Here is an 18,562-nt window from a genome sequence, read left to right as displayed (position 1 = left end):
CGTGTCCGTCACCGTGTCCGTCACCGTGTCCGTCACCGTGTCCGTCACCGTGTCCGTCACCGTGTCCGTCACCGTGTCCGTCACCGTGTCCGTCACCGTGTCCGTCACCGTGTCCGTCACGCAACTCAAATTTTGCCCAACACCAACTTTTTAGAGAACAATTGCAGGCAATAAGCTCATAAAACTTTCCGGAGCCGCATAGATTGGAAAAAGCAGCGGTCTAAAAGAGCATGTCTTTAGAACATACGCCTGCATGCTTATGCACTGACGGGCAATGGCTGGGAGGGACGAGAGAGGATGCGCCGGCTCACGCAAAAGTGGAAGCAACTGACCGCCAATATGCTCGACCTGCCTCAGGATGTCGTACAAGACATCCCGAGGATTACGATGATTGGCAATGTCCAGCTGTATGTGGAGAACCACTGCGGCGTCCTTCATTTCTCAAGCGAAATGCTGCGCCTGCAGTTGACGAAAGGAAGGCTGGAGGTAACCGGTCAGGAACTGGTTATTCGTGCCATTTTGTCCGAGGAAGTTTTGATCGAGGGGATTATAGCAGACATCAAATATATGCCGTAAACCGGATTGGAAAGGGGCGCTTCGGGTGCAATCGGAAGTGGTGCGGTGGATTCGGGGTTATGTCAGACTTGAGGTGCAGGGCAAAAGTGGTGCGGAACTCATTAACCGGGCACTGGCACAAGGTTTCGCTTTATGGGATATAAGGGTATCAGGTGAAGACAAGGTGCAGATCAGCATTCCCGGCCGGGATGCGCTGCGTCTTCGTCCGCTTTTGAAAGAGACAGGCTGCCGTATACATGTGCAAAAGCGTGAAGGCCTTCCTTTCGCCGCGAGAAAATGGTCCAAGCGTAAGACTTTTGCTATTGGCGCTGTCCTGTTTGTCGCTGCGCTTTATTTTCTATCTTCCTTTGTTTGGAACGTTAAGGTCGAAGGTAACGTATCAATAAGGACACAGGCGATTCTGGATGCAGCCAAGCAGGAGGGGCTTTATCCTTATCAGTGGAAGCCGCGCATGCCGGATTCCGAGAAGCTCTCTTATCAGCTCCAGACACGTCTGGAAGGGACATCGTGGGTTGGAGTTGAAATTAACGGGACGCAGGTAACCATCAAGGTCGTCGAAGCGGACAAACCTGAAGAAAAGCCTCTGGTGAGCCCGCGTAACCTGGTAGCGGGCAAGCATGCGGTGGTAACAGAAATTCAGGCGAAGAGAGGACGCCCGCTAGTCCAGCCCAATACATATGTCCGTAAAGGGGACGTGCTTATTTCAGGTACGCTCGGGGATGAAACTCACCAATCCATTGTGGTTGCGGACGGATATGTTAAAGGCATCGTCTGGTATGTATCGAAGATTGAGGTTCCGCTGGTTCAGACTTATCAGACCTATACGGGAGAGAGCAAAACGCGGCGGTACCTTGTTCTGGGTTCCCAGGGCATTCAAGTGAGCGGTTACGGCAAGCTGCCTTTCCAGCAATACGTGACGGTTCCTGAGCATACCACCTTGCAATGGCGCACATTCAAGCTTCCGGTGGGATGGCTGAGCGAGAAGCTTCTTGCGTCGGAAACGGTTGAACGACAGATGGAACCGGCCGAAGCCAAAGGAATGGGATTGGAGCAGGCCCGCGCCGATATTTTATCAGAAGGCGGACGGGAAGCGCGCATCGTCAGCGAAAAAATTTTGCATGAAAAAACAGAGAATGGTAAAGTTTATATGGAAGTGCATTTTGAGGTAGAAGAATTTATTATGCAAGAGCAACCTATCGTAAAGCAAGGAGAATGAGACCTTTTGGGAGAATACGCAAAGACTGTTAAATTAGAGTTGTCTAACACATCGGAAGCTCAGGCCGTATTCGGTCCACAGGACCGCTTTCTGCACCTGATCGAACAGGAAATGAACGCAAAGATTTTCACGCGTGATGCAGAGCTTACGATACAGGGGAGCGCGGAAGAAGTCCGCAAATTGGAGCACTTATTCGAAGTGCTGCTGGAATTGGTGCGCAACCAATATCCGCTGACAGAGCGTGATGTTCTGTATGCGGTGGAACTCGCTAAACAAATGAAAGCGGACCAGCTGCTGGAACTTTTCAAGGGAGAAATCACCACAACTTTTAAAGGGAAGCCTATCCGTGTCAAAACGATTGGACAAAAACAGTATGTTTCTACTATACAAAAGAAAGATATTGTATTCGGGATCGGACCGGCGGGTACGGGGAAGACGTATCTGGCAGTTGTTCTTGCCGTAAAAGCCCTTAAGGAATCCAGAGTAAAGCGGATTGTACTGACACGCCCTGCCGTAGAAGCGGGAGAAAGTCTGGGATTCTTGCCGGGTGACCTGCAGGAAAAGGTTGACCCTTATTTGCGGCCGTTGTATGATGCTCTTAACGACGTGCTGGGACCTGAACAGGTAGCTAAATCCCTGGAACGCGGCTTGATTGAAATCGCTCCACTGGCATATATGCGCGGGCGTACGCTTGATGATTCGTTTATTATTCTGGATGAAGCGCAGAATACGACGCCCGAGCAGATGAAAATGTTTCTGACCCGTCTCGGATTCGGTTCGAAGATGGTCGTTACCGGTGATGTGACACAGATCGATTTGCCCCGCGGCAAAACTTCGGGTTTAATTGAAGCTCAGCGCATTCTGAACGGCATTGAAGAACTTGGTTTTATCACCTTCGCGGAGCAGGATGTTGTCCGTCATTCCTTGGTTCAAAAAATCATCGTCGCTTATAATGACGACTCGCTAATTTCGGGTTGATTTACGGGAACGAAGAGGCAAGAGAGGAATGACCTTCATCATGAAAAAAGAAGTGACCATGCAGGATTTCAAAACAAATAACAATAAGCTAAGCGGCTGGAGGACAAGTTTTCCGGCACGCTTGCTTCTGCTTTTCGCCATTGTATTGATTTGCTACGTATCGTTGTTCTCAAGGCTTGTCCCCCAAACATTTGATATCACGCTGGGTTCGACTGCTGAGAGAACCATCTATGCGCCCAAGCAGCTTGAGAATTCAGTAGCCACGGAGAAAGCCAAGGAAGATGCGGTCAAGAAGGTGCCTCCGGTTTATAAAGTCGTAAATCTTCGAAATGAAGCTATGGTGGAATCAATCTATAACCGGATTTTGCAAATTAATGCAGATCCGGATGTGAAGTTTGAAGATCGGGTAAACGTATATCGCACAGCAATAACGATCATCATAGCGGACATAGAGAAACAGGCTCTTAGAAGTATAAGCGACAGTAATTTCGACAACCAGGCCTTTATTGACGAAATAAGAACCAAACTAGGCGAACAGCAGTATCGGATTCCGGAAGAAGTTTATTACAAATTCCCTCGTCTGACGAAGGAAGATGTGGCTGCAATGATTCCTATTACCCGGGAAATTGTTTCCAAACTAATGATTGATCAGGTTACGGACGCGCAGACGGCCAGAGCCAAAGTAGCGGAGCTCGTCAATTCTTCCGATCTTTCGAAGAATACGCTGCGTGAACTTGTTCAGGAGATTGTCCGAGTTGTTATTACTCCGAACAAATTTCTGGATCAGAAAGCAACGGAAGATAAACGTGCGCAAGAGCGTGAAACTGTGAAACCTGTTTATATCAACCAGGGTGATGTGATTGTCAGTAAAGGCGATATAATTACAGATGAGATTTATAAACGCCTCAAAACCGCAGAGCTTTTGAAGGAAAAGACGAACTATTGGCCTCATGTTGGTCTTATTCTTCTGGTGTTTATTCTAACCCTGATGATTTATTTGTTTATACGCCAAAGCTCACTCTCTATAAGAACGAACAATGCTCAGCTGCTCATGTTTGTGCTTATCTTTGCCATTAATATTCTGACCATGAAAATAGTGGCACTGGGCCAGAATCCTGACTATCCTTATATCGGTTATTTAGCGCCTGTGGCAATCGGCAGCATGCTGATTACGATCTTGCTGAACAGTCAGCTTGCTTTTGTCGCGAGCGTATTGTTCAGTATCATGTCGAGTATTATTTTCAATATGCACGGTACTCAATTGTTTGATTACCGTTATGGTCTGGTAACGCTTGTGATCTGCTTTGCTTCTGTCTTTGTGATTCAAAAGGCGAGCCAGCGTTCAAGTATTTTGAAAGCGGGGGTAGTCATTTCCTTTATTGCGATGATGACGATCATTTCGCTGATCCTGCTGGAAGACAGTATTACGCGCAGGGATATGTTATTCTCGCTTTCTTTCGCAGCGGCCAGCGGTATTCTTACAGCGGTATTCGTGATCGGGTTGCTGCCTTTCTTTGAAACAGCTTTTGGTATCCTTTCACCGCTGAAGCTCGTAGAACTTTCCAATCCCAATCATCCGCTGCTGAGGAAACTGCTCACGGAAACTCCGGGTACTTATCATCACAGCATCATGGTAGGGAATCTGGCGGAATCGGCTGCCGAGTCGATTGGGGCAGACGGGCTTTTATGCCGGGTAGGATCTTATTATCATGATATCGGAAAGACCAAACGGCCGAGTTATTTTATCGAGAATCAGACGAACATTGAGAATCCGCACGATAAAATCGAACCGGCTCTGAGCAAATCGATTATAACTGCACATGCCCGCGATGGTGTGGAAATGTTGAAGGAATATAACATTCCTAAACCGATTCGCGATATTGCTGAGCAGCACCATGGAACGACACTGCTGACTTTCTTCTATCACAAAGCAAGAAAACAGGCGGAAGAAGAAGGTCGTGAGATCGAAGAAATAGACTTCCGCTATGAAGGGCCCAAGGCTCAGTCGAAGGAAGCGGCTGTCGTCGGCATAGCGGACTGTGTAGAAGCGGCTGTCAGGTCCCTGCGCAATCCGACGATCGAACAAATCGATACGATGGTGCGCAAAATTATTAAATCAAGGCTCGACGACGGGCAATTTAACGATTGCGATCTCACCTTGAAAGAACTGGATACCATTGCCAAGACGCTGAATGAGTCTCTGCTTGGTATTTTCCACTCACGGATTGAGTATCCGAGCGAACTTCCTGCCAAAGAAAAATAACAGTCTAAGACGAATCAATTAGGAGGGATAGTAGTGGCATTAGTATTAGCATGGAACGATGAACAAGATGTTTTACCGGTTGATCCTAAATTTGCGGACAAGTTGAAGGAATTATTACGTCTGGCCGGTAAGGCCGAAGGCATTGAGGACGGAGAAGTGGCTTTAACCTTTGTGGACGATGAGAGCATACATGAGTTAAACCGGACATACAGGGGCATCGACCGCCCGACAGACGTTTTGTCTTTCGCCATGCTGGAGAAGGGTGAAGACGAGATTGCCATTATTTACGGAGAAGAAGAGGAAGACGAAGATGAGGATGTAACCTCTGATTCTGAGAATACAGAAGATGAAGAAGGTTTTGAAGAACCATTAGGGGATATCGTCATTTCTGTGCCGCGGGCCGCTGCCCAGGCGGAGGAGTACGGACATTCCGTGGAACGTGAACTTGGTTTCCTGTTTGTTCACGGATTCCTGCATCTGGTAGGCTATGACCATGACAATGAAGAGGCTGAACAGCAGATGTTCGCTAAGCAGGAGCAAATTCTGCAGCAAGCGGGGCTTACCCGTTGAGTTCTTTCCGCCGCTTTTTGCGGGGTTTCCGCTTCGCGTATGAAGGAATTAAATATGCATTTGATACTCAGCGCAATATGAAGTTTCATTTTTTTGTCGCTTTTCTAGTTTTTTTCGCGTCGGTAATTCTAGGTCTGCCTCATTGGGACGTGCTCTTCCTGCTGCTGGCCGTAGTGCTGGTGGTGATGACCGAACTAATCAATACCGCGGTAGAGAAAGCGGTTGATCTGGCCATGCCGGAGCAGCATCCCTTAGCCAAAATCGCTAAAGATACAGCCGCCGGGGCCGTCTTGGCGGCAGCGTTATTCGCAATTGTTGTCGGGATAGTCGTCTTCTACGGGCCGGTAGACCGGTTGTTGAGACAAGCGCAAAGTACGGCTTCTGCTAACATGCCAGGAATGGTATGGACGTTAGTGGCACTCGTTATGCTCGTGACTCTAGTTATTGAAACGCGTTTCAGCGATAGGGGTAAGCTGGTGAGACCTAGTCTGCTATCGGCGGTATTAACCGCACTGGCAACCTTGATCTCAGCCCTGTCCGGCCAAACGATTGTTACCCTGCTTTCTTATACTCTAGCTGGACTTGCTCTTATGGTACTGGCAGAGAAAAAACATAGGGCCCTGCCCTCGATGCTGCTGGGAGCTGTGATCGGCATTGCCATCACCCTGATCGCATGGATGTGGCGAGGATGGAGCTGAATTTCACGGAAGCTCATGCAGATGTTTACGGCCGTAGTCACACTTTAAGGTGGACACGGCTCTTTTATATCATGAAGAATAATCTTTTACGAGCAATAGGAGGAACATGAACAGCATGACTAAAGAAAAATTCAAATCGGGTTTCGTCTCTATTATTGGACGTCCCAACGTAGGTAAATCGACCTTAATGAACCAGGTTATCGGCCAGAAAATCGCCATCATGTCAGATAAGCCGCAAACCACGCGGAACAAGATTCATGGCGTGTATACAACAGATCAGTCGCAAATTGTATTTCTTGATACGCCGGGGATACACAGACCTAATTCGAAGCTGGGCGATTATATGATGAAAGTCGCTCACGGAACATTAAGTGAAGTGGATGCGATTCTTTTCCTGGTCGATGTGGCGGAAGGAATTGGCGGCGGAGACCGCTATATCATTGAACAGCTGAAGTCCATCAAGACACCGGTTATTCTAATTCTTAATAAAATTGATCAGGTGCACCCGGAACAGCTCTTGCCTATCATCACAACCTATAAAAATCTGTATGATTTTGCGGAGATCGTACCGGTATCTGCTCTTCTAGGCAACAATGTAACGACCATGCTCGAGCAGATTGTCCGTTATTTACCGGAAGGACCTCAATATTACCCGGCTGACCAGCTTACGGATCATCCCGAACAGTTTGTATGTGCAGAGCTGGTTAGGGAGAAAATTCTGCATCTCACCCGGGAAGAAATCCCGCATTCCATTGCGGTAGCTATCGAGGACATGAAGGTAGAACCCAATGGGGTTGTTCATATTTCGGCTGTTATTTACGTGGAACGTGATTCCCAGAAAGGGATCATTATCGGCAAGCGTGGTGCCTTGCTCAAAGAAATAGGCAAACAGGCCAGACATGATATCGAAACGCTGCTTGGATCCAAAACATTCCTTGAATTATGGGTCAAGGTTAAAAAAGATTGGCGGAACCAGGAACGTGTTCTGCGTGATTTGGGTTTCCGTAACGAATAAATTCGCCGCGACTGCGGTTGTTCCAATAATTGCTTCGTATAATCTGCTTCGGCGGGCTCATCTTAAGGGTAATCATCAATATTGAGATTCCAGGAGAGGATGATCCGCATGAGAGATTTTACGTGGCAATATTTCTGTACAACCGGAGATGTAGATGCATATATGCTCTACAAAGATTTGGCTCCAAGTCCCGATACCGGTGCGGAAGAGTCTGAAACATTCGAGCGGATGGCATTGGAACCGGTAGAAGCCTGAGGAACACATAAGAACGTGAGTCTGGTTCACGCTTCGGGAAGGAAGCGTATGAATAATGCTGAACCGTGTGCAAGGGATTGTGCTTCGTAGTATGGACTATGGAGAAGGCAATAAAATCATTACACTGTATACGCGTGAACTCGGTAAAGTGGGGGTTATGGCGCGCGGAGCTAAGAAAGTGAAAAGCAGGCTCGGTGCCGTAACCCAGTTGTTTACCAATGGAGATTACGTGTTTTTCAGACAAGGCCAGCAGCTCGCCTCACTCAACAGTGGCGAAATCATCGAGCCTCATCATAAGCTCAGAGAAGATCTTTACAAATCTGCGTATGCGTCCTATCTGGTCGAAATGGTCGATCGCATGTTAGGAGAAGAAGACCGCAGCTTGTTCTTATTTGACCAGTTGGAAGCAGGTTTACTGGCGATTGAACAGGACAAGGATATGCAAATTGTCGCGCATGTTTTTGAACTCAAAATGCTGGCATTGGCAGGCTATACGCCGATTCTGGATAGATGTGCTTCCTGCGAACGTACAGATGAGCTGTCGGCATTCAGTGTCAGTCTTGGAGGGGCCGCCTGCATCAATTGCCGCAGACAGGATCACTACGCGGCCCCAGTAGCGGATAGCACCCTCAGGCTGATGAGGCTTTTGCAGCAAGTTGATTTGCGCCGAATCGGAAACGTAAACGTGAAAGACTCGACTAAAGCGCAGCTCAAGCATTCCATGCGGCTTTATATGGATGCTCATGTAGGCATTAAATGGAAAGCGCGGAGCTTCCTCGATCAGATGGATAAATACGATTTGTAGGTTTGACTTTTGTAAGTTCATTCCCTATAGTAAGTGGATATGGTTTATACGGAAATGGATGCTCGTTCATAGATGCAAGCCGTGGGTGAAACTGGAGGAAGGGTTTTTAATCTTCTCGTATACGGGATGCCTTGGCATTCGAAGCTCCCGACGGTTCTTTTGTCGTCCTTTCCGTCATTTGGTACAGGGAGGGAAAGCTATGAATTCAACGAACAATCCGGTCATCGTCTATGTGGTCTCCGATGCCATTGGAGAGACGGGCGAATCGGTTGTCAATGCAGTTGCCTTACAATTTTACCCTGCGCCTATTATTATCGAACGAGTGCCTTTTGTTCACGATAAACAAGAGATTGACAGGCTTCTCGATAAAGTATCCAAGCAGCAGGGAGTCATTGCGTTTACGCTGGTTATTCCTGAATTGCGTGATTATTTAACGACCCGGGCTGAACAGGCCGGGTTTGCTTTCGTTGATTTGCTTGGACCGCTCATCCATACGTTCGAGAAGGCTTTCAATCGAAAAGCCAGTCATCTGCCTGGCGGGAATCATCCCCTGGATGAAGATTATTTCCGTAAAGTAGAAGCTATTGAGTTTGCTGTTAAGTACGATGATGGCCGTGACTTTAGCGGGGTTGTCAAAGCGGATATCGTTCTGGTCGGCGTATCCCGCACGTCTAAAACGCCGCTGTCGATGTACTTAGCCCACAAAAAATATAAAGTGGCTAATGTACCGCTCGTGCCTGAAATGCAGCCTCCCGAAATTATTTTCCGTGTACCTAAGAATAAGGTTATCGGACTTCTTATTGATCCCGACAAATTAAATGCGATCCGCAGGGAAAGATTGCGTACCCTTGGATTAGCTTCCAATGCAACTTATGCCAATGCGGAACGTATTAAAAAAGAGTTGGATTTTGCAAGCAAGGTATTGGACCGAATCGGGTGTAAGGTGATCGATGTATCGAACCGAGCAGTCGAAGAAACGGCCAGTCTGGTTCTCGAACACATCCGGCGCAGCCCTAATTTATCTTAAGCACACAAGAGGCAGGATTTTTCGGGTGTTCCGCGTATATAATAGTACGGAAGAACTTAAGTAAGAATCGGGGGCTTTATTTATTGTCATTTCTTCTTTTCAGATCATCGTAGACGCGGATGCATGTCCCGTCAAAAACGAGATCGTACAGGTTGCTTTACGATATTCGGTTCGTGTTCTTATGGTGGCTTCTTTTGATCACCGGCTTCAAGAGCAGGAAGGAGTTCAGATCGTACAGGTAGACCGCTCGGATCAATCCGTCGATTTGTTTATTGCTAACCATATCCACCGTGGAGATGTACTGGTAACGCAAGATTTCGGACTGGCTGCTATCGGTTTAGGTAAGGGAGCGGTTTGCTTATCTAACCGGGGTCAGGAGTATACGAATCAGACCATTGATTTTCTGCTCGACAGGCGACATACCCAAGGAAAACTACGCCGTGGAGGTAAACATTCCAAGGGACCTAAGCCCTTCACAAGTAAAGATAGAGAATTTTTTCTACATGGTTTGACAAAAGTTTTACGTCGTTTGCAGGAGAATAGGCCTGTTTAGCGAATACGTATAGTTGTTTACCGCACATGAAGCTTTTTTTAAGGATTGAAGGTGGGGGAAATGGGTTACGGACGCATCCCGGATGAAGTGATTGAAGCTGTTCTGCAGCGACATGACATCGCCGATGTTATCGGCAAATACGTCCATTTGACCAAACAAGGCCACTACCTGAAAGGGCTTTGTCCTTTTCACTCGGAGAAGACACCTTCCTTTACCGTTACGCCTGAGAAACAAATTTATCATTGTTTCGGATGCGGATCGGGAGGGAATATGTTTCAATTTCTTCGGGAAATCGAAGGGTACTCGTTCGGTGAGGCAGTCAGCCATCTTGCGGAAGAAGCGGGAATTCCCGTTACCTGGGAAGACTCTAACCTGGGACAAAATCCCCAGCAGATGGACCGGTCCAAGCTGCTTGAAGCCTACGAGAAAGCGGCCAAGCTGTACCGTTACATTCTAATGAACACCGATCAAGGTAAAAATGCGCTGGATTATGTGCGACGCCGGCAGATGTCGGATAAATTGATCGATAGTTTTCAAATCGGATATGCTCCCGCGATGTGGGATACGCTTGTCCAGCAGCTGCAGAAAGCGGGTTATGATCTTCCGCTTATGGAGCGCGGCGGGCTGATATCCGCACGTTCGGAAGGGGACGGATATATCGATAAGTTCCGGGACCGGGTAATTTTCCCGATCTGGGACGCTCAAGGCAAGGTGATCGCTTTCGGCGGCCGGGCTACAGGTGAGGTACAGCCCAAATATTTAAATAGCCCCGAAACGATGCTGTTTAACAAAAGCCGGGTGCTGTACAACTTTCATCAGGCACGTCCGCATATTCGGAAAACGAATACCATGGTTCTGTTTGAGGGTTATATGGACGTGGTAAAAGCGTGGGAAGCCGGAGTAAAGCACGGGGTCGGAACAATGGGCACCGCACTTACACCGGAGCATGCTGAAGTGATCCGGCGCAACGCAGGAAAAGTTGTCATCTGTTATGACGGAGACTCAGCGGGCCAGAATGCGGCTTATAAAGCTATTCCGCTGCTCGAACAAGCCGGATTGGAAGTAAAAGTGGCTATGCTGCCGGATGCCAAAGATCCGGATGAATTTATTACCGCATACGGCGCCGAGCGATTTGTACGGGATATTATCGAATATGCCGCACCCTCGATCAAATACAAGCTGCACTACGTCCGCCGGCATTTCCGCCTCCAAGAGGAAGGGGATCGGCTGCGTTACCAGCAGACAGCTCTGAAGATGATTGCGGATCTGAGTTCTATCGAACGTGAACATTATTTAAAACAACTGGCATCGGAATTCGACACATCCTACGAGTCCCTTAAGCAAGATCTTGCCAATCACCGGACCAAAAGCGAAAAAAACCTCACGTTCAGGGATAATATCGACGCTCCGTGGAATAATGGTAGGCAGAATAGGAAGGAAAAGCCAAAGACGCCTCTTTATCCGGCTTATCACAACGCGGAACGACAACTGCTTGCCATTATGATGCACGATCAGGACGTATGTGCCCATGTGGAGGAGCGGCTAGGCGATGAATTTAACGTGGATGCCCATGCGGTTCTTGCAGCTTATTTATATGCTTTTTACGCTCAGAACCCCATGCCTAATGTAAGCCGGTATATGGCTATGCTGCAGGATGACAAACTCGAATCTTTGGCTAGTTCTATCGCGATGATCGGTGCAAGACATGGCATTAATGAAACGGTTATTGATGATTACATTAAAGAAATCAAAAAATACCCGAAGCAACAGGAAATAGTGAAAAAAAGAGAAGAAATGGTCCGTGCGGAGCGCTCGGGAGATCCATTGCAGGCCGCACAAATTCTTAGTGAAATCATTGCCCTAGAGAAACAGCTTAAGTTATCGTAACGAAAGGTTCCGGATAATCTAGGGAGGAGGGAGTTGGATTATGGCGAACGATCAACATACTGATATCGAAACCGAGTTGACCTTGGAGCAAGTAAAGGATCAGCTCATTGAATTAGGCAAGAAACGTTCCTCACTCACTTATAAAGATATTACGGAACGGTTGGCTCCTTACGATCAAGATCCGGAACAGATTGATGAGTTCTTTGAACAATTATCTGAAATGGGTATTGATGTTGGAAACGAATCCGATGAAGAAGAAGGAAGACCGAAGTCGGACGATCAGGACAATGAGGAATTCAGTTTTGAAGATGATCTGACTCTACCGCCAGGCATTAAAATTAATGATCCTGTCCGTATGTATCTGAAAGAAATCGGCCGTGTTCCGCTTCTCTCTGCCGATGATGAAGTGGGCTTGGCCAAGCGCATTAATGAGGGTGACGAAGAAGCGAAGCGCCGCTTGGCGGAAGCAAACCTCCGTCTCGTTGTCAGTATCGCCAAACGCTATGTCGGCCGCGGGATGCTTTTCCTGGATCTGATTCAGGAAGGCAATATGGGCTTGATTAAAGCGGTTGAGAAATTCGATCATAACAAAGGCTTCAAGTTCAGTACGTACGCGACATGGTGGATCCGTCAAGCGATTACGCGTGCCATTGCGGACCAGGCCAGAACGATCCGGATCCCGGTTCATATGGTCGAGACGATCAACAAATTGATCCGTGTGTCTCGTCAACTGCTCCAAGAACTCGGACGCGAACCTACTCCAGAGGAAATCGCCAAAGAAATGGAACTCAGTACCGATAAAGTCCGGGAAATTATGAAGATTGCCCAAGAGCCTGTCTCGCTCGAAACACCGATCGGCGAGGAAGATGATTCACATCTGGGTGATTTCATTGAGGACCAGGAAGCACTTGCTCCGGCAGATGCAGCGGCTTACGAGCTCTTGAAAGAACAGCTTGAGGATGTGCTTGATACACTGACTGAGCGTGAGGAGAATGTTCTCCGTCTGCGTTTCGGCCTGGATGACGGGCGGACCCGGACGCTGGAAGAAGTGGGCAAAGTATTCGGAGTTACCCGCGAAAGGATTCGTCAGATTGAAGCCAAAGCGCTTCGTAAACTGAGACATCCTAGCCGCAGTAAACGGTTGAAAGATTTTCTCGAGTAGCCCGTAACTTGTACCCGCCATCCGGCGGGTTTCTTTCTTTTCTGCTAAAACGCATCATTTGTGCATGCTGCTTGATAAGAACGGTAACGAATGTCTGGACGATGCGGTAAGGTTTAGGGGCAGCTTACGGAGGTTATCATTCTTCATTCTTCATTCTTCTTAGGTTGGCTCCTCTTCATTCACGCATAGGCAGATACGTCGGCTCTTATGCACGGGGTATATTTGACGGTTGGTTATTGAATCTATAAGCCGGCACGTGCTGCACCTTCATGTTCAGCGATCGAAATATATGTATGTTGGCGAACATTCAGCGGATAAAAACTCGGCAGTAATTCCTTCTCAAGTTAAGACTGCAGCCGACCGATAAAGTTCTTGGGAAGGTGAAGCGAATGGAACAAGACAAAAGAGCTCTTATCGTAAAGGAAATCGAGCAGTGGCGCAGATCCAAACTGCTTCCGGCTCAATACTGCGATTTTCTCCTTAATTTGTATATGGAGGATGGACAAGAACCATCCAAACGGGTATTTGGAATATCGGCCAAATCCATACGTACGAGCCATTGGAAATTCTGGCTGGCAGCTGTATTCGGTGTTATGGCGTTGTCTTTAACGCTTCTCAATTTTAACTCTTTTGGAATTTCATTGCAAATTGGCGTTTCCGCTGTTTTTGTTGTATGTTGGTATATAATCAGTTTCCGGCAAAAAGATGAAACGCCTCTTAAAGCGCATTTGTCATCCGGCATTGCTTCCGCTTCGTTAATTGGCTTCGGGGTCTGGATTCTGTATGCCAACGGATTGGGACAGCAGCTGCCGGTCGGCATTTTCATAGCGCTTTGCGGTGCCGTGTGGCTGCTGGCCGGACTGGCCGGGAAATTCCCGATGCTGCAGTACTGCGGCTGGATAGGTCTTCTCGTTACATACGGATTTATACTCAGCGACAGGCTGGAACCGGCAACCTGGTACAAGCTTCAGCTTGGATGGCTGCCGATCAGTTTTGTACTGATGTGGGGAGGCTGGCTGATCCAGCACCGCTGGAAAAAGCCGGGAGTGGTTATGCTTCTGGCAGGTGCAACAGTCTGGTTCGCTCCAGAATTGTTTGGACTTGCCTGGGGAACTTCGGCCGAGCAGCTGCTTCAACTTTCATTAGTCGGAAAAGTGGCAGCGGCCGGAGTCGCTCTTTTTGCCTACCGGAAAAATTGGACGGAATGGGTTGCATAAATATGGTGAAATTATCCAAGCGGTTACTTACAATAGCAAATATAGTGCCCGAAGGGGCCAGACTCGCCGACATCGGTTCGGATCATGCGCTGCTTCCAACCTATCTGGTTCAGCAGGGCAGGGTCCCTTTTGCCGTCGCAGGCGAGGTGAATAAAGGGCCTAAAGAAGCCGCAGAACGCCAAGTACGGGATGCGGGATTGACCGGCCGTATCGAAGTTCGGCTGGGCAACGGGCTTGCCGTTCTACAGCCGGGTGAAATAGATGCGGTCAGTATCGCGGGAATGGGGGGAGCTTTGATTGCCTCCATTCTGGATGCCGGTCAGGAGAAGCTTCAGAGCGTGCAGACGCTGATTCTCCAGCCTAATGTAGGGGAAGATCTGGTCAGACGCTGGCTGCGTCAGCATGGATGGCATCTTGCGGCAGAGACCATTCTGGAAGAAGACGGTAAAATCTATGAAGTGCTGACTGCGGTCCGGATGGAAGCGGAGCACCGTTCGGACGTTCCTCTTTATGCGGAACGAACGGTGGAAGAGACGACACTTCGATTGACGGAAGAAACTCTTCTTAGAATGGGTCCTTATTTGATCCGGGAACCGAAGGATGCCTGGTTTAGGAAATGGGAGTACGAACTGGATAAACTGGATATGATCCGCAAGCAGCTGGAGCGATCGACTTCTGAATCCGCAGATGACAAACGTGCGGAGCTTGAGGTGGAGAAAAACCGGATCAGGGAGGTTTTGACATGTTTGCGAAAGGACAGACCGTAATTCAGCTCTTTGAGAAGTTGGCGCCGAAGCATTACGCGGTACCCGATGATAGAATCGGCCTGCAGCTGGGTTCGCTGCAGAAAGAAATCAAGAAGATTCTGGTCGCGCTGGATGTGACGGATGAAGTGGTGGAAGAAGCAATCCGTACGGAGGCCGATTTGATCATCGCTCATCATGCGATTATTTTCAGACCGCTTAAAAATTTACAGACAGACACACCGGCCGGCCGTTTATATGAGAAGCTTATTAAGCATGATATCGCGGTTTATATCGCGCATACGAATCTGGATGTGGCCGAGGGCGGCATCAATGATCTGATGGCGGAAGCGCTCGGCTTGACGGACCTGACTCCGCTTGATGAAGTACATACAGACAAGCTGAGCAAGCTTGTCGTGTTCGTGCCGCAGACCCATCACGAGCAGGTGCTGGAAGCGCTGTTCAATGCGGGAGCGGGCTGGATCGGCGATTACAGCCACTGCAGCTTTAATATACCGGGCACGGGCACATTCCTGCCGCGGGAGGGAACGAGTCCCTTCCTGGGCAAGCAGGGCAAGCTGGAGCGCGCGGACGAGGTGCGGGTCGAGACCATCGTGCCCGCAAGTGTCCAGCGGGCCGTCATTCAGGCGATGCTGAAGGCGCATCCGTATGAGGAAGTCGCGTATGACCTGTACGCGATGGACCTCAAAGGCCGCACCTTCGGCCTCGGCCGCGCCGGCAAGCTGCCGCAGCCGGTTACGCTTGGCGAGCTGGCTGAAGCGGCCAAGCAGGCTTATGACGTGCCGACCGTACGCGTAGTCGGCGATCTCGGCCGCACCGTCCGCAAAGCGGCGGTGCTGGGCGGTTCCGGCGGCCGCTACGTGCGGCATGCGATGTTTGCGGGGGCCGATGTCCTGGTGACCGGGGACATCGATTATCACACCGCGCACGACGCCCTGGCGGCCGGCATGTGCCTCATCGACGTGGGGCACAACGTCGAGAAGATCATGAAGCGCGCCGTTGCGGAATATATGAACCGCGCGCTTGCGGAGAAGAAATATGCGACCTCAGCCGCCGCATCGGAGCCGAGCACGGAGCCTTTCCAATTCGTTTGAAGCTGAATTGGATGAACTCCCAAGCATTCACGGTTGAATTTAAGACGGATTCGCTGTATACTAGCAAATGAATTCGGAAAGTTTGACAGACAATCGCTGGCAGTGTTCGCACTGCGAGAGGAAAGTCCGGGCTCCATAGGGCAGGGTGCTGGATAACGTCCAGTCAGCGCGAGCTGAAGGATAGTGCCACAGAAATGGACCGCCGATGGCGCTTATGGCGCACAGGCAAGGGTGGAACCGTGGTGTAAGAGACCACGAGGGGTACTGGTGACTTTACCCCTGGTAAACCCCACTTGGAGCAAGACCTAATGGGACGCGGTTTGCAGGCTCTGCCTGTAGACAGCCTTAGCCCGAGGCGCGTCTGGGTTGGTCGCTTGAGCTGTATAGCAATGTATGGCCTAGATAGATGATTGTCACTTCAATGGTGGGAGGGTGTCGTAGCCCGCTGCACCACCGGAAGGACAGAACCCGGCTTACGGCAAGCTTTCCATCCATACGACAACGGAAAACCGCTTGTTATCTTCGGATAACAAGCGGTTTTTTATGTTTGTTGCAGCTCTGCCCTGCCAGTTAGCGGACGGCAGGCACCGGTACAGCGGACGGCGATCCTGCCTGCACGGGCCCTTTGCCGGTAGCGGATTGGATGGCTCTCTCGACATCAATTAATCCATAGCCAAAATCGTTATCACGGCCCTCACTGCCCAGATCCTGAGCGGTTTGGCGCATAATATCCATGATCTCGGTATTTTTGAGTGAAGGGTTGGCAGAACGGAGAAGCGCGGCCAGAGCAGTTACATGCGGGCATGCCATAGAAGTGCCCGATAAGGCCGCATACTGGTTGCTGGGATACGTGCTTGCGATACTGACACCAGGCGCTGCAGCATCGATATAGTCCCCGTAATTGGAGAATGGAGCCCGCTTGTTCCCGGAATCGGTTGCTCCTACGGCAAAAACTTCCGGATAAGCGGCAGGGTAGCCCGGACGCTCCGTATTATCGTTGCCGCTGGCCGCGATAAGGACCACATCCTTGTTATAGGCATATTTAATAGCCTCATGGAGAAAGTCGGAGCTGGCGTAATTTCCAAGGCTCATGTTTATAACTTTGGCTCCGTGATCGGTAGCCCAGATGATTCCCTGCGCAACCGCATAAGTGCTGCCGACTCCGCTATTGTCCAGCACTTTGACCGGCATAATCTTGTTGTACCAGGTCATACCGGCTACACCCAGGCCGTTATTTACCTGAGCGCCGATTATGCCGGCGACATGGGTCCCGTGTCCGACATCGTCTGCGGGTTTGCCTGCTGAATCGATGGCGTTGAAACCTTCTACGAGCTGCCCCTTTAAATCTTCATGATCCAGATCCACACCCGTGTCGATCACCGCGACGGTGATATCCTGATTTCCTTTATTCACATTCCAGCCCCTGAGCGTATCGGTTATAGGCAAATTCCATTGATATTTGGAGAAAAGAGCATCGTTGGGAATCACGTCCGGCTCTGGGGCGGCTTCATGACGTTTTTGGCTGCGGTCCGATTTATTTCCCGGCCACCAGTCGAAAAACCACCCGAGCGGTTTTGTGCCCCTGGAGAGATCATTGGATTCGTAAATGTAATGCGGCTCCACAAAACGGACGTCTGTCCTTTTACGGAAATAATCCATCAGCTGCCGCGCCTCTAGGCTGCGTGCCGTAATAATATAAGTATCTCCGATTTGCTTGATCTTCGTCGCTCCGGTATCAAGTCTGATTCTCGACAGATCGCTGTCATTTAGTGCCCTGTGGAACTGCACCACGACATCATGGCGTTCATAGTGGCTGGTTCCTTCATGTTCTTCCGGATGAGTTACACGTCTGGGCTGTAAAGTTTCGCTGTCGACCGTCTTTATTTTCCATCCTGTTTTCTGCTCGTTGTTAAAAGGTTTCAGGCGCAGATTTTTTAACTGGTGGTTAGAAACCTGCTGGACAATCGTTTGTTTGACGATGGCCGTTACCGCGCTTTTTTTATCGGAAGAGGGCACGCTCGTGACAAAATAGGGGGTTTCGTTGATCACAAAATTAGGAGAAAAATACGTTTTGGATGAGGCCGCGGATTTCCGGGCTTCTTCCAGATAAGGAGCGGCAGCCTGCTCAATCTCTTTGGTGAGCTTACCCGTAATGATTTCAGAACGGCCGGAAGAGGCTGCAGGGGTCCAGATGAGCCGAATCATATGTTCATGAGTCTGCTGCATTTGGCGCAGTTTGTCCTTTATTCGGCCGGCATCCTGATCTTGCAAAGAGGCGTGCAGGCGGTTTACATGAATCAGGCACTGGTTGCGGCAGAGATCCCCGGTTGTGGCCATATCCTGAGCGACTAAAGCTTGCTTGCTCCTCAGTTCCGCTTCAGGCTCCATACGCCTTGCCTCGCGGCCGCTGCTGCAGGCACTGAGCAGGATAAGGCCGGTCATTGCTATATGATGAAGAGCGACTTTTTGACGCCGCATAGGA

General features: G+C 49.4%; 17 protein-coding genes and 1 other RNA gene. 17 read left to right on the top strand and 1 reads right to left on the bottom strand.

All coding sequences use genetic code 11. The annotated features are described in order from the left end of the window. Nucleotides 1–297 precede the first annotated feature (297 nt). The 17 genes from yqfC to rnpB all read left to right on the top strand — a co-directional run bounded on the left by yqfC (nt 298) and on the right by rnpB (nt 16,571). Complete coding sequence (gene yqfC / locus EDM21_RS07760) at nt 298–576, top strand: sporulation protein YqfC (RefSeq protein WP_068774378.1); 279 nt, start codon at nt 298–300, stop codon at nt 574–576. A gap of 25 nt (nt 577–601) precedes the next feature. Further along, nucleotides 602–1,792: a sporulation protein YqfD gene (yqfD, locus tag EDM21_RS07755; protein WP_166541889.1), complete on the top strand. Its 1,191-nt coding sequence runs from the start codon at nt 602–604 to the stop codon at nt 1,790–1,792. 6 nt (nt 1,793–1,798) lie between these two features. Next, nucleotides 1,799–2,770, top strand: coding sequence for a PhoH family protein (locus tag EDM21_RS07750; RefSeq protein WP_157334393.1), 972 nt, complete (start codon nt 1,799–1,801; stop codon nt 2,768–2,770). Between the two features lie 40 nt (nt 2,771–2,810). Beyond that, nucleotides 2,811–5,033, top strand: a complete 2,223-nt coding sequence (locus EDM21_RS07745; protein ID WP_157334926.1) for an HD family phosphohydrolase — start codon at nt 2,811–2,813, stop codon at nt 5,031–5,033. A gap of 33 nt (nt 5,034–5,066) precedes the next feature. Beyond that, nucleotides 5,067–5,603 carry an rRNA maturation RNase YbeY gene (ybeY, locus tag EDM21_RS07740; RefSeq protein ID WP_166541888.1) on the top strand — a complete coding sequence of 179 codons (537 nt, stop codon included), beginning with the start codon at nt 5,067–5,069 and terminating at the stop codon, nt 5,601–5,603. Next, complete coding sequence (locus EDM21_RS07735) at nt 5,600–6,301, top strand: diacylglycerol kinase (RefSeq protein ID WP_157334392.1); 702 nt, start codon at nt 5,600–5,602, stop codon at nt 6,299–6,301. The genes ybeY and EDM21_RS07735 overlap by 4 nt, the downstream gene beginning before the upstream one ends. A gap of 115 nt (nt 6,302–6,416) precedes the next feature. Continuing rightward, the gene (gene era / locus EDM21_RS07730) at nt 6,417–7,316 is read left to right on the top strand and encodes a GTPase Era (RefSeq protein WP_157334391.1); all 900 of its coding nucleotides are present in this window, start codon (nt 6,417–6,419) and stop codon (nt 7,314–7,316) included. Nucleotides 7,317–7,424: 108 nt separating this feature from the next. Then, on the top strand, nt 7,425–7,571 hold the full coding sequence (locus EDM21_RS07725) for a YqzL family protein (protein ID WP_157334390.1): 147 nt from the start codon (nt 7,425–7,427) through the stop codon (nt 7,569–7,571). Between the two features lie 55 nt (nt 7,572–7,626). Then, nucleotides 7,627–8,376 carry a DNA repair protein RecO gene (recO, locus tag EDM21_RS07720; RefSeq protein ID WP_068774384.1) on the top strand — a complete coding sequence of 250 codons (750 nt, stop codon included), beginning with the start codon at nt 7,627–7,629 and terminating at the stop codon, nt 8,374–8,376. A gap of 199 nt (nt 8,377–8,575) precedes the next feature. Next, nucleotides 8,576–9,403 (top strand): pyruvate, water dikinase regulatory protein, encoded by an 828-nt coding sequence (locus tag EDM21_RS07715; RefSeq protein ID WP_157334388.1) that lies wholly within the window; start codon nt 8,576–8,578, stop codon nt 9,401–9,403. A gap of 82 nt (nt 9,404–9,485) precedes the next feature. Then, on the top strand, nt 9,486–9,956 hold the full coding sequence (locus tag EDM21_RS07710; RefSeq protein WP_420850648.1) for a YaiI/YqxD family protein: 471 nt from the start codon (nt 9,486–9,488) through the stop codon (nt 9,954–9,956). A 60-nt stretch (nt 9,957–10,016) separates the two neighbouring features. After that, complete coding sequence (gene dnaG, locus EDM21_RS07705) at nt 10,017–11,843, top strand: DNA primase (RefSeq protein ID WP_157334387.1); 1,827 nt, start codon at nt 10,017–10,019, stop codon at nt 11,841–11,843. A gap of 40 nt (nt 11,844–11,883) precedes the next feature. After that, nucleotides 11,884–13,005 (top strand): RNA polymerase sigma factor RpoD, encoded by a 1,122-nt coding sequence (gene rpoD, locus EDM21_RS07700; protein ID WP_068774388.1) that lies wholly within the window; start codon nt 11,884–11,886, stop codon nt 13,003–13,005. Between the two features lie 389 nt (nt 13,006–13,394). After that, nucleotides 13,395–14,222: a hypothetical protein gene (locus EDM21_RS07695; protein WP_157334385.1), complete on the top strand. Its 828-nt coding sequence runs from the start codon at nt 13,395–13,397 to the stop codon at nt 14,220–14,222. A gap of 2 nt (nt 14,223–14,224) precedes the next feature. Next, nucleotides 14,225–14,989 (top strand): tRNA (adenine(22)-N(1))-methyltransferase, encoded by a 765-nt coding sequence (locus tag EDM21_RS07690; protein ID WP_157334383.1) that lies wholly within the window; start codon nt 14,225–14,227, stop codon nt 14,987–14,989. After that, entirely contained in the window at nt 14,965–16,080 is a 1,116-nt protein-coding gene (locus tag EDM21_RS07685; RefSeq protein ID WP_157334381.1) for a Nif3-like dinuclear metal center hexameric protein, read from the top strand. The genes EDM21_RS07690 and EDM21_RS07685 overlap by 25 nt, the downstream gene beginning before the upstream one ends. A gap of 77 nt (nt 16,081–16,157) precedes the next feature. Then, nucleotides 16,158–16,571: RNase P RNA component class A (gene rnpB, locus EDM21_RS07680), an RNA gene on the top strand. Between the two features lie 79 nt (nt 16,572–16,650). Here the strand turns inward: rnpB and EDM21_RS07675 are convergent. Then, complete coding sequence (locus EDM21_RS07675; RefSeq protein WP_157334380.1) at nt 16,651–18,558, bottom strand: S8 family peptidase; 1,908 nt, start codon at nt 18,556–18,558, stop codon at nt 16,651–16,653. Nucleotides 18,559–18,562: the final 4 nt, after the last annotated feature.

The organism is Paenibacillus lutrae (genome assembly GCF_009757775.1).
GTDB classification, from domain to species: Bacteria; Bacillota; Bacilli; order Paenibacillales; family NBRC-103111; genus Paenibacillus_F; species Paenibacillus_F lutrae.
The sequence above is the reverse complement of the archived record's forward strand: the minus strand, read 5'-3'. Positions and strand labels throughout refer to the sequence as shown.

Coding starts and splice junctions, on each gene's coding strand:
- EDM21_RS07675 (WP_157334380.1), bottom strand. CDS start 18,558: ATGCGGCGTCAAAAAGTCGCTCTTCATCATATAGCAATGACCGGCCTT.
- EDM21_RS07690 (WP_157334383.1), top strand. CDS start 14,225: ATGGTGAAATTATCCAAGCGGTTACTTACAATAGCAAATATAGTGCCC.
- EDM21_RS07695 (WP_157334385.1), top strand. CDS start 13,395: ATGGAACAAGACAAAAGAGCTCTTATCGTAAAGGAAATCGAGCAGTGG.
- recO (WP_068774384.1), top strand. CDS start 7,627: ATGCTGAACCGTGTGCAAGGGATTGTGCTTCGTAGTATGGACTATGGA.
- dnaG (WP_157334387.1), top strand. CDS start 10,017: ATGGGTTACGGACGCATCCCGGATGAAGTGATTGAAGCTGTTCTGCAG.
- EDM21_RS07685 (WP_157334381.1), top strand. CDS start 14,965: ATGTTTGCGAAAGGACAGACCGTAATTCAGCTCTTTGAGAAGTTGGCG.
- rpoD (WP_068774388.1), top strand. CDS start 11,884: ATGGCGAACGATCAACATACTGATATCGAAACCGAGTTGACCTTGGAG.
- yqfC (WP_068774378.1), top strand. CDS start 298: ATGCGCCGGCTCACGCAAAAGTGGAAGCAACTGACCGCCAATATGCTC.
- EDM21_RS07745 (WP_157334926.1), top strand. CDS start 2,811: ATGAAAAAAGAAGTGACCATGCAGGATTTCAAAACAAATAACAATAAG.
- era (WP_157334391.1), top strand. CDS start 6,417: ATGACTAAAGAAAAATTCAAATCGGGTTTCGTCTCTATTATTGGACGT.
- EDM21_RS07725 (WP_157334390.1), top strand. CDS start 7,425: ATGAGAGATTTTACGTGGCAATATTTCTGTACAACCGGAGATGTAGAT.
- EDM21_RS07715 (WP_157334388.1), top strand. CDS start 8,576: ATGAATTCAACGAACAATCCGGTCATCGTCTATGTGGTCTCCGATGCC.